The sequence below is a fragment of the Chryseobacterium sp. DT-167 genome (genome assembly GCF_058310155.1).
The window spans coordinates 25099-39107 of record NZ_JBZEEQ010000003.1 but is presented as its reverse complement, the minus strand read 5'-3'; the positions used below and the strand labels follow the sequence as shown (position 1 = coordinate 39107).

Here is a 14009-nt window from a genome sequence, read left to right as displayed (position 1 = left end):
ATAAAAAGTCTTCGACAAGCTCAGACTGACACGTTATAAAAACAGTTAGTATTAGAGATGTTACACTGAGCTTGTCGAAGTGTCTTTAAATATTGTTGATTATCAATTTTATTTATAAAATCGCATCTACATTTTATTATGACTGAAAAAAGACAATCCATACAAATATTTTAAAAATTAAGATGCGCAGAAAAACCATTTTCGCCGGATTTATTATTTTGTCGGCATTTTCACATTCGTTTTCCCAGTCAAAACATTGGCAGAATAACGAGCGTGAACTGCATTACAAGGAAGATAAAGGCGATTTTTTACTGGTCAATGGAAAATACAGATTCAACCGGGCTTTGTATGGAGATAACCGTGCTTCGAGAGTTGAAGCCGGAGATTTGCCGGAATTTGCATTGTATCTTCCGGGAATGGGCGGCAATCTTCAGTTTGTGATTCAGAAAGGAAATTCGATTAAAAAATTAATTCAGGCTGATAAAATTGAAACGCGTTACCGACCGGGTTCGATGCTGTATGAAATCAAAGACCCTATTCTTGGAACCGGAACTTTAAAACTGACCGTTTTGGCACAGGCTAAAGAAGAAGGTTTGGTTTTAAAAATGGAAGCCGTCAATGTAGATTCTTCGACAAAAATCTACGCAGTTTACGGCGGTGCGAGCGGAACGACTTTTAGCAGAAATGGTGACATTGGCGCAGACCCGGAATCCGGATTTTATCTGTTGCCTGAATATTGTCTGAACAATCAGTTTCAATTAAATAAAAATCAATTCCAACTTAATTATTTAAATAAGAAAAAAGAAACTCAAATCGTTAGCGGAAATTTTTCGAATGTCACTTCATTACAGCAAACTGATGCTACAACTTTAGAAAAACTTTCCGAGTTTACTCAAAATAAAACAGACAAATCTCCGATTGTTTACGCCTCGTATTCTTCACAAAAACAACCGGTTTATATTCAGATTGCCAAAGGAAAATCGGATAAGAATTTTTCAGATGAAGATTTGAAAAACATTTTCAATGAAGCGGAAAAATCCCGTTTAACATTAACGAACAGAATTCAGCTTAAAACTCCGGATGCAGATTTGAATAATTTCGGAGCCAATTTAGCGGTTGCCGCAGACGGAATTTGGGAAAGTCCAACCTTCCTTCACGGCGCAGTAGCGTGGAGAATGCGACTGAATGCGTGGCGTGGTGCTTACACAGCCGATGCTTTGAGTTGGCACGACAGAGCAAAAGAACATTTTGAAAGTTACGCCAATTCGCAGGTTTTGAAACCTGATTTTGCGCCCGTTGAAATGGATACAATGCGACATCTTGCACGTCACGAAGAGAAAATGGGAACTTCCGTTTTTTCAAGCGGCTATATTTCCAGAAATCCAAATGACAACACAAAACCGCATCATTACGATATGAATCTGGTGTTTTTTGACCAGATGTTTTCGCATTTTAATTACACTGGCGACAAGGATTTCCTGAAAAAAATTTGGCCTACGATGGTTCGCCATATGGATTGGGAAAAACGAAATTTTAAACGTGGTGATTTGTATGATGCGTATGCGGCGATTTGGGCGAGCGATGCGCTTCAATATTCGGGTGGAAAAGTGACACACACTTCGGCATATAATTACAGAGCCAACCGTGAAATGGCGAAACTGGCAAAAATCATTGGCGAAAATCCTCAACCTTATGAACAGGAAGCTGATACAATTTTAAAAGCAATGAAAAACCAGCTTTGGATAAAAGACAAAGGTTATTTTGCTGAATACAAAGATGCTTTGGGCAATCAAATCGTTCACGATAAACCCGGAATCTGGTCAATTTATCACGTTTCGGATGCCTTCATCTTGAATGAATTTGAAGATTATCAAAACTTACAGTACATCAATCATCATACGCCTAAAATTCCGGTGACGGTAAAAGGTGTTCAAAATAAAGACTATTACACACTTTCCACAACCAACTGGCAACCATACGATTGGTCGATTAATAATGTTGCTTTGGCGGAAAATTTACAGACCGCTTTGGCGTATTGGCAAGCCGGAAGAAGTGAGGATGCTTATCAACTTTGGAAGGGAAATCTGGTGGAGTCGATGTATTACGGCATCAGTCCGGGGAATTTTGAACAGCTTTCTCATTACGATGCGTTCCGTGGAGAATTGTACCGAGATTTTGCCGACCCGATTGGCGTGGCTTCACGAACTTTGACAGAAGGACTTTTCGGAGTTTATCCGAATTTATTGGAAAATAAAATCAGCATCAAACCTGGCTTTCCGAAAGATTGGAATTCGGCCGAACTGAAACTTCCTGATTGGGAATATCAGTTTACCAGAACTTCGAAGAAAACTGAATATTTATTTAAATCAAAATACCAAAATCCGGTAGCGTTGGAAATGCAGATTCCTGTGAATTATTCCAACATTAAATCGGTGAAAGTGAATGGTAAAAAGGTGGATTGGAAGATTAAACCCAACTCTATTCTGCAACCTTTTGTTCAGTTTGAAACTCCGAAAGGAAATGATTTTAAAATTGAAATCAATTATTCTGGAGAAGAAATTAAAAACGAAAAAACTGATTTCACTAATTATATTTCTGAAAGTCTTCAATTGAATTTTGATTCAAAAAAGAAAATTAAAGATATTCTTGACCCACAGGAATTAATAAAAACCAGAAACGAAAATCAATTTAATTTAATTCAGGAAGAAAAAAAAGGAACTTTTTTCGTACAAGTTGAGCAAAATGGTACAACTTGGTGGCAACCCGTAAATGTTGATATCCGTTTTCCTTTGGAGACAAAATGGGTGAATAAAAAACTTCAGATTCAATCCAAATCTTCCAATCCAATTAATGGAAAACTGATTGTTAATGGTTTAAACAAAACTTTTTCAATTCAAAAAAATCAAAATACGACCATTGAAATTCCGGCGAATGTTTTAAGTAAGGGAACGAATTCAATTGAACTTGATTACAATGGTATCAAACAAAATATTGAAATCACAGATTGGGAAATTGAAAATCAGGGACAGTTTAACAATATTTCATTGGCTTCAAAATACAATGAAAAAGTAACCGAAATTTTCAGTCAGAAATACCTTTCGCCAAGACTGGATGTTCCGACTTTACAGCTTCCATGGCAGGGAATCGGAAACTGGTGCTATCCGTTAATCACTGCTCAAATAGATGACAGCGGATTGATGAACAAAAGAAAAAATGGCAAAGTTGATTTCCTTGGAATTCCATTTTTAATTGATAAAACTGATAAAAATATTGCGTTTGTCAGTCAGTGGGATAACTATTCAGATACTCTTGAAATTCCTGTTTCAGGTAAAGGAAAAAAAATCTATTTTCTGATGGCCGGCTCTACGAATCCGATGCAGTCACAAATTGTGAATGGAAAGATTGCCGTTCAGTATACAGACGGTTCGATAACAGAATTGGAGCTGAAAAACCCAACGAACTGGTGGCCGATTGAGCAGGATTTGTTTGATGATAATTTTGCTTTTGAAATTCCGGATGACAAAATTCCGTATCGTTTAAAACTGAAAACGGGAGAATTGTACAAAGGCGGAACTTTGAGCAAATATTCAAGCATCAAAGGATTTACAGACCGTCAGGTGGATGGGGGTTCTGCGACGATTCTGGATTTGCCTATTGATGCAAATAAAGAATTAAAATCAATAAAATTAACGGCAGTGAGCAATGATGTGGTGATTGGAATGATGAGTGCGACGGTTTTGAAGTAGAACATAATTGCCACGAATGCACGAATGTTTTTTATGAAGGATAAACTTTTATTCGTGCATTCGTGGCAGATAATATAGAAATATTAACGCAAGTTTTTTAAAGTATAAATTAAGATAAAATGAAAAAAATTACAATATATCTTGGGATTTTCCTAATGGGATTTTCTTCAATGAATGCCCAGAAAATCGACCGAAAGAAGGTTGTTCAGCGACATAATGTGGTCAACACAAAAGCTGACACTCTTTCTACTTTGACAGTTGGAAACGGGAAGTTTGCGTACACTGTCGACATTACCGGAATGCAGTCGTTTCCTGAATATTATAAAAATGGTGTTTCTCTAGGAACACAGTCTGAATGGGGCTGGAACAGCTTTCCGAATACGAAAGATTATAAGTTTGAAGAAACTTTAAAAGCTTATGATTTCAATAATGACGGCCGAAAAGCTTTGTACAGTGTTCAACTTAAAGAACCACAGAGAAACAAAGAAGCTGTCGAATATTTCCGCATCAATCAACACCGTTTGCAGTTAGGAAATATAGGTCTTGAAATGACGAAAAAAGATGGTCAGAAAGCGAAAATTTCAGATTTGACCAACATTAATCAGAAAATTGATTTGTGGACGGGAATTATCACCAGCGAATTTTCTTTGGAAGGAATTCCGGTAAAAGTTTGGACGGCTTCTTTTCAGAATTCCGATAAAATCGGGGTGAAAATAGAATCTGATTTGATTTCACAAAACAAATTGAAAGTTTTTGCACGCTACCCTTCTCCGACCGGACAGTTTTTGGATGACGCCGCATTTTACGGAAGAGAAAATGACCACACCACGAAGATTGTTTCTTCACAATCAACGCAGGGTTTGATTCAGCATACACTACAAAGTACAGATTATTATACTCAATTTAATTTTACGGAAGGAAAACTTCGTGAGGCCGGAAAACACTACTTCGTGTACGAGCCTTCTTCGAAAAACAAAACGGTAGAATTAAGTGTTGAATTTTCAGGTAAAAGACCAAAATCTAACAGAACTTTATTCGCTGATGCTGAAAAAGAAAGCACTTCAGGCTGGAAAAACTTTTGGGAAAGCGGTGCTGCTGTTGATTTTGAAGGAAGTACAGACCCGAGAGCCAATGAACTGGAACGAAGAGTTGTTCTCTCAGAATATTTAACCAAAGTTCAGTGTGGTGGAAGCAATCCACCTCAAGAAACGGGTTTGACATTCAACAGCTGGTACGGAAAACCGCACACGGAAATGCATTGGTGGCACGGTGTTCATTATGCTTTGTGGGGAAGACCTGAGATTCTGGAAAAACAACTTGACTATTATTTCAGAACTTTTGATAAAGCTAAAAAATTAGCAGAAAGACAAGGTTACAAAGGCGTTCGGTGGATTAAAATGTCGGATAACGAAGGCAATGAAAGTCCGTCTTCTGTTGCCGCATTTTTGATTTGGGAACAACCGCACATTATTTATATGACCGAACTTTTGTACCGTAATAGCAAGGATAAAAAAGTTCTTGAAAAATATAAAGATTTGATTTTCGCAACCGCTGATTTTATGGCAGATTTTGCGACGTATGATAAAGAGAAAAATCGTTATAATTTAGGGAAAGGCGTAATTCCGGCTCAGGAAGTTTTCCCTGCGAAAGATACCTACAACCCGACTTACGAAGTTGCGTATTGGGATTGGTCGCTGAAAATCGCTCAGCAATGGAAAGAAAGACTTGGACAGCCGAGAGATAAAAAATGGGATGATGTGATTTCTAAACTGGCTCCGCTTCCGGTTCAGGATGGTGTTTATTTATCGACAGAATCGGCGAAAGATTCTTTCACATTTCCAAAATGGATGACGGACCACCCTGCAGTTTTAGGAGCATTAGGAATGGTACCTGAGTCTCAAAAACTGGACAAAAAAATAATGAAAAATACTTTGGATATTGTTTGGGAAAGATGGAACTGGGAACACACCTGGGGTTGGGATTTTCCTATGACCGCGATGAATGCTGCGAGATTGGGACTTCCGAATAAAGCTTTAGATGCACTGTTTATGAATATCCAGACCAATACTTATCTGAAAAACGGTCATAATTTCCAGGACAAACGTCTTAGGATTTATCTTCCAGGAAATGGTGGTGTTTTGACGACGGTTGCGATGATGCTTGAAGGTTGGGATAATTCGACAGGACAATTTCCGGGCTTTCCAAAAGACGGAACATGGAAAATAAAAGCAGAAGGATTTAAAAAAATGCCTTAAAATTACATTCATATCAGTTAGAGTCTGTCAGAAATGGCAGGCTTTTTTGTTGGAGAATTTTGGGTTGAAGAGTTTGTGAGTGGGAGGGCTTTTGTGTTGCATGGATATGTCGCTACTACGTAGCTCTTCCTATATAGTTAAAATGTTTTCTACAAACATTTCACTCGTACGGAGTTTTTTGTTTTGTGAAAATTATCATAGCTTAAAAAATACATACGAATGAATTGTTCAACTCATGCGGATGAAATGACAAACTTATGCAGGTAAATTCATAAATTCATCGGTATAAATTTAACATCCATTTGATAAGTTTAAAATGGGACAGTAAGAATAATGTTTTTAGAAATGAAATATTGAATTTTAAGTTTCACAACAAAATTCTGCATTTTCTCAATTTCTGACATTATATAAATAAAAAATTTAAACAACTGAAAACAAGAACATTACACTACAAATCTTGATTAATAAGTATATGAATTATTTAATCTAAATTTTTGTAACTTGTCTTCAATCATTATACAATCTCTTTAACAGATTTTTTTTAACTGAAACAATATCTCCTACTTAAAGATCATGTCAGATACACTCGAAATCAATATCAACGAAAACTCCAGAGTTCCAAAATACAAACAGATTGTAGATTCTATTCTGAACGGGATTGACGGAGGGCAAATAAAAATCGGAGAAAAAATTCCTTCCATCAACGAGCTCAGCGAATCCTGTTTCTTATCGAGAGATACTGTGGAAAAAGCCTACAAAGAGCTTCGTAAAAGGCAGATCATCGAATCGGTAAAGGGAAAAGGATATTATATTTCGCGTATTAATAAGAATGACATTATCAATATTTTCTTTCTGATTAACAAGCCGAGTACCTATAAAATGATGATTTATAATTATTTCGTCAATGCAATCGGTACCAAAGGTAATGTTGAGATGTATATTTACCATTGTGATGAAACACTTTTCATAAACTCCTTAAAAAAGAATCTGGGAGGATTTGATTATTATGTCATCATGCCGCATTTTCGCGACGAGCAGTCTAAACATACGAGTTCTACACAGGAAGTTTTAGACATGATTGAGCAGATTCCCAAAAACAAACTCTTGTTGCTAGACAATACCAAACCCAATATTTCAGGAGAATACGGTTCAATTTTTCAGGATTTTGAGCATGATATTTATAATGCCTTAGAAGAAGGTCTGGAGAAAATAAAGAAATATGAAAAGATTATTCTGGTTTACCCTGATAAATCAATTCATCCCTACCCTTTCCGTATTGTACGTGGTTTTGAAAAGTTTTGCAAAGATTTTAAACTTGATTATGAGATCCTCGACGAAATTTATCCTGATATGGAACTGCAGGATAAAGATATTTTCATTACAATCCGGGAACGAGATCTGGTCAATTTGGTGAAGCAGATCCGTCAAAAAAATCTGAAATTAGGCGAAGACATCGGAATTATTTCTTATAACGAAACACCTTTGAAAGAATTGCTCGGAATTACAGTGATCACCACAGATTTTAAAGCAATGGGGGAATCTGCCGCCTATATGATTTTAAAAAACAAAAAGGAATCGGTGAATAATGTGTTTAAGTTTATTCAGAGAGAATCATTATAGATGATGATTGATGTTGGATGATTGATGTTGGATGAAAATTATATGAATATCAGTTTTTAATCATAACGCTAAAATTAGCAGTCATTTTGTCATTCCGCAGGAATCTCAACATACTAAAAATAAAGCAGTTTAGATTCCTACGGAATAGACAAACAAATCGTTAAAAAATAAGATTCTAATAATTATTGGAATTACTTTGAATTTTTAAAAAAAATCTAATTATAATGATTAAAAAAATAATTTTTACCCTAAGTTTCTTAGTGGCAATCACTGTTTTTGCGCAGAAAAAAAACGATAAAGATGCTGTAACTGATGTTGCCGAAAAGCTAAGATTAGCCATGATTAATGGTGACAAATCATCGTTAGAATCTTTAATTTTACCGGAATTAACGTATGGGCATTCGGGAGGTCATATTGATGATGCTAAAGAATTTGTAGAAAAATTGGTCAGCAAGAAATCTGATTTTTTAACGATTGATATTACCAATCAAAACGTGAATATCGTTGGAAATACCGCAATTGTCCGTCATCACTTTTATGCAACAACTGCTGATTTGGGAAAAGCTCCGGGTGATGTGACTCTGGATATTTTATTGGTTTGGACTAAGGTAAAAAATGACTGGAAATTGTTGGCGAGACAGGCGGTGAAGTCTGAGAAGAAAAATTAAATAATCAACTTTTTAATCAATATAATTCGCATAGATATCTATGTGAATTTTTAATTCATATCAATCAATTTCTATTTATTACTTTTTAAAATTTTATATATTTGAAAATTGGCTGAATTTACCACATAACACAATGAAATTAAAATATATTTTTTTCTTCTCTTTTATTACTATTTTAAGTTGTAGAACTAATGATGCCTTCTCATTAAAAAAGATGAGTAAACAAAAACGTTATCATTATATATCATCCAATCTTAAGTCCAAAAATGGTTCTGAATTAGGCAATTTTATATATCACATTAAACTATCTAAAGTGGATTTAAAACCTTACAATGAGATATTAATTGAAAAATTAAATAATTCGGTGTTTCCCTATGATATATTTATTCTATCAGAACTTTTGATTGATAAAGAAAACAACAAAATAGAAGTTGAAAGTATCTTAAACTCGAAAATAAAAATATGGGATTCCGGAAATTGGTCAGAAAAGTTTTGGGATCTGGTTACAAGTTATAATCTGAATGTTGAAAAACCTAAGTATTATAACTTTGAAAATAAATCCAAGAAAAAATATAAAGTTTCGGAATTTATAGAAGCAAAAACAAATAGCAATGAACTTAGAGAAAACCCATTATTAATGGTGAATTGGAAAATTGTAAGTTATGATAATGGAAAATTAATTGAAACTTTAATTAAACTAGATATAAAACAAATTGATATTACTTCCAAAAATAATTCAGTCAATTTATATGGAAAAAGAGGAATTGATGGATTTTTGAACGTCACAACAAATTAAAAAACCTACAATCAAAATGGTTCTTGACTTACTCAACATCATCGTTTTCAATCCTTTGACAATAAGAAAACCATACGAATTTCTAATTTACTACAAAAAATAGACTTTTCAGACATTGTCAAGTTTTGTGACTAAAAAAAATGGAAGTCAGTTTATAAATCGACAAAACCTGAAAACTTAAATGATTTAGAAGTTGAATTTGAAGAACTAAAAATATTTTTTAACGAAAGCTAAACTATTGAATGCTTTTGTTATGATTAAAATTAGCTGAGATATATTTCTTTTAACTATTTAAGTTCTAAACATCTGTTTTGGCTAAAGCCATCCGAATTTGTCACAAAAAAACGGGCTAAAGTTTGTTTCTATTGAATATCAAAGTTTACTTTACCCTAAAGTTCTGCAAATCTTCCGGTTTTTCACAACAAACCTGCTCCATCACCTGTCTGAATTGCATTTTCAACATTTCAATAATGTGATCACCTCCTTTATCGCCTAAAGCTCCGACTGCATACATAAAAGTTCTTCCCATAAAAGTAAACTCTGCGCCACAGCTCAAAGCACGGGCAACATCCGGACCGGTTCGTACGCCACTGTCCATCATGATTTTAATCTGACCTTTATATTTTTCGCTGATTTCTTTGACTACAGCAATAGTCGATTCTCCCGCATCAAGCTGTCTTCCACCGTGATTGGAAATAATCATTCCGTCAAAGCCTAAACGTACCGCTTCGGCTGCATCTTCATCAGAAGCAACGCCTTTAATAACCAGTTTTCCTTTCCACTTGTCACGGATGGCTTTTATTCTGTCTGAATTTAATCTACCTGAGAAAGTGGAGTTCATGAACTGTCCCAATTGTTTTACATTCATGTTTTTTTCCATGTATTTTTCCATTGTTTTGAAACTTGGAACGCCATGTTTCAAAATTTCAAGACACCATTCAGGTCTTGCCAAAGCCTGGGAAACATTTCTGAAATTCAGTTGAGGAGGCATTGCCAAACCGTTTCTAATTTCTTTTGCTCTGTATCCGAAAGTCGGAACATCCGATAATACGCACAAAACATCGTATCCAGAAGCTTTGCAACGGTCGAGAATATCGTCACGCAACCATTCTTCTCTCGGATGATATAACTGATACCACGCTTTTCCTTCCGTTAATTCAGCAATTCTTTCTATACTGCTAGTCGTTACTGTACTTAAAATAAAAGGAATATTATGTTTAAAAGCTGCTTTTGCTAAAATTTCCGGAGCATTCGGCCACATCAATCCCTGTAAGCCAACGGGAGAAATTCCGAAGGGTGCGGAATATTTTACACCGAATAATTCCGTTTCCATATTGGCTTCTGCGTAATTATTGTTCAGGTAGCGCGGACGAAGGAGAACATCCCGCAATTCACTTGTATTTCTGTCGCGGTTGATATTTTCGTTACAGCCGCCATCAAGATATTCGAAAGCAAAACGGGGCATTTTCTTTTTTGCTTTTTCGATCAGTAATTCTAAAGAAGCGTAATTGGTATCAAATGGAAATGACATAATTGGTTGTTGGATGTTTGTTGTTGGGTGATAGATGTTTGTTGTTTGATGTTGAAAACTAAATGATTATCAATAATATTTATTTAGTTTTCTGGCATCTGAATTCCAGCTTCCAACAAAATTTATAAATTAAGAATGAGCGGTTGCAACACTTTCATCTGATAATGCTGCTGTAAGAAAGTTTCGTCTATTTTTTTATTGGAAATCACCATTGAAGCTCCTAAAGCCGATCCCAACGGAGAATGGGTAGACATCACATTGTAATGCTGGAAATGATGAGACATCAGTTTCATAAAGACATCATTGTCTGTAAAACCTCCGTCGATATAAATATTTTTAATTTCCGAATTTCCGATGGCATTGGTAATCGTGTGAATCTGCAAATCCATTAATTCGATCATTAACTGGTGATACGCTTCTTCAAAGGTTCCAAATGAATTTAAATCTGTCGCAGTAATCATTTTTCGTTTTAAAATAATGCCTTCAAAACGGAAATAGATATTTTTATTCTTCATTAAACGCAGATACAAATCCTGATCAAACTCCACTTCTCTGTGGAAACCATATTCTTTTCCGTAGTAAGCACACAGTTTTTCAACCTGAATTTTGTACTCATTCCCCATGAAAAATCGGGATGCTTTTACACGTTTTCCGTCAATTCTCATGTAATTCAGACAGTTGTTTTCGATGTCTTCATCCGTCAGACTTTCATCGTTAAACGGATTTAAAGAAATACTCCATGTTCCGGTTGAAAGCAATAAAAACGGTTCTTTTTTACTTAAAATATAAGGTAGCAATGCTGAAGAACTATCGTGAATTCCAACACCGATTTTTATTTTTTTATTTCTGTAAGAAGTGTTGATGCTCGCTGAAGTCGGAACGATTGGTCCCAATATAGCGTCAATTCCTTCATCGTAAACCCAGTCGTGATAATCTGCTTTGTCATAATCCCACAAATTGGTATGACAGCCGATTGAGGTAAATTCTGAAACACAAATTCCGGTAAATAAGTACGATAAATACTGAGGTAAATGAAGGCTGTAACGAATTTTTTTGAAAACTTCCGGATGTTTGTATTTTAACCAGAATAATTGCAGTCCGGAGTTGAGCATACCGGTTTGAGGAGATGCGGTTTCACGGGCAATTTTCAGTCTGCTGCCATGTTTTTCATAAAATAAATCAAGAATATCCTGATCCATCGGTTTGGTATAGTTGTACAAAGGAGTCAGAACATTTCCTTTCTGATCCAGATGTACGAAACTGGCTCCATAAGTCGAGAAATTGATGGCTTTTACTTCAAAATTTTCATCATCGAGAATGGCATTAAAATTATCTTTAATCCAGTTTTGAAGTGCTGCGAGATCTTCCGTCGGATAACCATCTTCATCGGTAGTGAGCGGTAATTCTGTATATTCCCGAACAACTTCTTTATAATTTTTATCAAATAAAAAGAATTTTTTATTGGTCTTTCCAATATCAAATACAATGGTTACCTTCTTTTTTTTAGACATTCTTGGATGATTATTTTATTTTAAACACAAATTGTGCTAATATTTTTATTAATAGCACTCATTTGTTTTTGTTGAAGTTTTATTTTAAACACAAATTTCACTAATGCTTTTCACTAATGACTTGGATTGGCTTACTCTTTTTAATACAAATGACGCTAATATTTTCATTAGTGACATAATTTAAAAAATTTCCACACCATTAAGGAGTGTTCAGATATTAAGATTATTAGAAAAAATCCACAAATTTTCTAAGCGAGGATGCTTGAAACCATAATAATCCAAACACTTTCAACCTTAATGATAAAAAATAAGGATACATATAATAAAAACTTTCGATTGCACTCAAAAGTTAAATTATCAATTTAATAAGTGTTTACAATCCTGTTGCTTTTGTTTCCAGACCTCTTTCGGTAATTAATTTTTCTCTTACCTTCAGGTTTCTGTAAGCAGCAATAGGATCAATTGCAGCACCCGTCTGCAGTCTTGCAGCTCTTAGTAACGGACGAACATCTGTTCTGTACGCATTCTGCAAAATATCCTGAGCTGCAACAACATCATTGTTTAACTGTGCTGTTTTCAACGCTTTCTGATCAACTAAAAGTGCCTGAGCATAAGCAATTAAAATAGCTTCTAAGGACTGTAATAAATCCTCAAGAGGATCTTTAATATTATGACTTGCATCGATCATCCATGCCGGATAAGGATTGTTTGCGTTGTTTTCCATTCCGTATACCAATTCATTGAAAATCAAGAATAAAGCATACGGTTTAATCGAACCAACCGTTAAATCATCATCTCCGTACTTACTGTCGTTGAAGTGGAAACCACCTAATTTCCCTTTATACATTAGGGTTGCAACGATCTGCTCGATGTTGGTGTTCGGTAAATGATGTCCAAGGTCAACTAACGTGAAAGCTCTTTCGCCACAAGCATTTGCCAACATGAATGAAGTTCCCCAATCCTGAATGGTTGTTGAGTAGAAATTCGGTTCATAAGGTTTGTACTCGATGAACAGTTTCCAGTCTTCCGGCATTCCTGCGTAGATTTCTTTTAGGCTTTTCTCGGTGTTTGATAAAGCGGTCTGAAAATTTAACTGTCCCGGAAAGCTTGCTCCGTCTGCCAACCATACGGTTAAGCTTTTTGAACCTAATTCTTGTCCGATTCTTATCACTTCTTTGTTGTGTTCTACTGCGTAAGCACGCGAATCTTCATTTACAGCATTCAGAGAACCAAATTTGTAGGAAGCTTTCGCTCCCGGCTGATCCTGAAACGTGTTGGAATTCATTGCATCAAAAAGAAGATCGTGTGACGCAGCTTTTTCTTTGATTGCCTGTACATCGGTCGGGATATCCCATGGAATGTGCAGAGAGACCGCTCCCGCAGAGTGAGTCAATGTATGCAATAAACCGATATCATCTAGTTTTTGCTCCAGATTGGCAGGCTCACCACCATAAGAAAATCTTCCGAATCTTGTACCACCCGCTCCCAGAGCCCAACTTGGAATCGCCACCTGAAAATCGGCAATTTTGTTGACGATTTCAGAAACGTTTGATCCCGATTTTGTTAATTTATTTTGTAGAAAATCAAAGTCTGAATTAAAGTTTTCAACTTCGTTTTTATTAATTTGTTCAATGATATCTTTTCCTATAATCATATTTTGATTTTTGTTAACCTTGTCAAGGTTTTAAACTTTGACAAGGTTGATTGATTGCCTAAAATTAGTTTTAAATATTTATTCATCCCTTAAATTGCTTTCGAATTCTCGCAGCCCGACCTGAGTGGAGCTCTTTTTGTGAGGAGATACGACGAGCAAAAAAGCGGGAAACCTTCGACAAGCTCAGGATAAACTATGGGCGGATTAAGCTGCCCAAATAAAAAAATA

The 14009-nt window shown here is 35.5% G+C and carries 8 protein-coding genes; 5 read left to right on the top strand and 3 right to left on the bottom strand.

Going from position 1 to position 14009, the window contains the following annotated elements; genetic code table 11:
* Positions 1-182 precede the first annotated feature (182 nt).
* The 5 genes from AC4FQ5_RS04925 (at position 183) to AC4FQ5_RS04905 (ending at position 9085) form a co-directional block, all read left to right on the top strand.
* Positions 183-3746: a DUF4450 domain-containing protein gene (locus AC4FQ5_RS04925; RefSeq protein ID WP_491141387.1), complete on the top strand. Its 3564-nt coding sequence runs from the start codon at positions 183-185 to the stop codon at positions 3744-3746.
* A 119-nt stretch (positions 3747-3865) separates the two neighbouring features.
* Positions 3866-6001 carry a hypothetical protein gene (locus AC4FQ5_RS04920; RefSeq protein ID WP_491141386.1) on the top strand — a complete coding sequence of 712 codons (2136 nt, stop codon included), beginning with the start codon at positions 3866-3868 and terminating at the stop codon, positions 5999-6001.
* A 573-nt stretch (positions 6002-6574) separates the two neighbouring features.
* On the top strand, positions 6575-7621 hold the full coding sequence (locus AC4FQ5_RS04915; RefSeq protein WP_491141385.1) for a GntR family transcriptional regulator: 1047 nt from the start codon (positions 6575-6577) through the stop codon (positions 7619-7621).
* Positions 7622-7845: 224 nt separating this feature from the next.
* Positions 7846-8289, top strand: coding sequence for a nuclear transport factor 2 family protein (locus AC4FQ5_RS04910; RefSeq protein ID WP_491141384.1), 444 nt, complete (start codon positions 7846-7848; stop codon positions 8287-8289).
* 214 nt (positions 8290-8503) lie between these two features.
* Entirely contained in the window at positions 8504-9085 is a 582-nt protein-coding gene (locus AC4FQ5_RS04905; RefSeq protein WP_491141383.1) for a hypothetical protein, read from the top strand.
* A gap of 379 nt (positions 9086-9464) precedes the next feature.
* Here the strand turns inward: AC4FQ5_RS04905 and AC4FQ5_RS04900 are convergent, their stop codons facing one another.
* The 3 genes from AC4FQ5_RS04900 to AC4FQ5_RS04890 all read right to left on the bottom strand — a co-directional run bounded on the left by AC4FQ5_RS04900 (position 9465) and on the right by AC4FQ5_RS04890 (position 13781).
* On the bottom strand, positions 9465-10616 hold the full coding sequence (locus AC4FQ5_RS04900) for an alpha-hydroxy acid oxidase (RefSeq protein ID WP_491141382.1): 1152 nt from the start codon (positions 10614-10616) through the stop codon (positions 9465-9467).
* A 122-nt stretch (positions 10617-10738) separates the two neighbouring features.
* The gene (locus AC4FQ5_RS04895) at positions 10739-12127 is read right to left on the bottom strand and encodes an FGGY-family carbohydrate kinase (RefSeq protein ID WP_491141381.1); all 1389 of its coding nucleotides are present in this window, start codon (positions 12125-12127) and stop codon (positions 10739-10741) included.
* 373 nt (positions 12128-12500) lie between these two features.
* A complete protein-coding gene (locus tag AC4FQ5_RS04890) occupies positions 12501-13781 on the bottom strand; it encodes a sugar isomerase (RefSeq protein ID WP_491141380.1) in 1281 nt (426 codons plus the stop codon).
* Positions 13782-14009 lie beyond the last annotated feature (228 nt).

Coding starts and splice junctions, on each gene's coding strand:
- AC4FQ5_RS04925 (WP_491141387.1), top strand. CDS start 183: ATGCGCAGAAAAACCATTTTCGCCGGATTTATTATTTTGTCGGCATTT.
- AC4FQ5_RS04920 (WP_491141386.1), top strand. CDS start 3,866: ATGAAAAAAATTACAATATATCTTGGGATTTTCCTAATGGGATTTTCT.
- AC4FQ5_RS04915 (WP_491141385.1), top strand. CDS start 6,575: ATGTCAGATACACTCGAAATCAATATCAACGAAAACTCCAGAGTTCCA.
- AC4FQ5_RS04910 (WP_491141384.1), top strand. CDS start 7,846: ATGATTAAAAAAATAATTTTTACCCTAAGTTTCTTAGTGGCAATCACT.
- AC4FQ5_RS04905 (WP_491141383.1), top strand. CDS start 8,504: ATGAGTAAACAAAAACGTTATCATTATATATCATCCAATCTTAAGTCC.
- AC4FQ5_RS04900 (WP_491141382.1), bottom strand. CDS start 10,616: ATGTCATTTCCATTTGATACCAATTACGCTTCTTTAGAATTACTGATC.
- AC4FQ5_RS04895 (WP_491141381.1), bottom strand. CDS start 12,127: ATGTCTAAAAAAAAGAAGGTAACCATTGTATTTGATATTGGAAAGACC.
- AC4FQ5_RS04890 (WP_491141380.1), bottom strand. CDS start 13,781: ATGATTATAGGAAAAGATATCATTGAACAAATTAATAAAAACGAAGTT.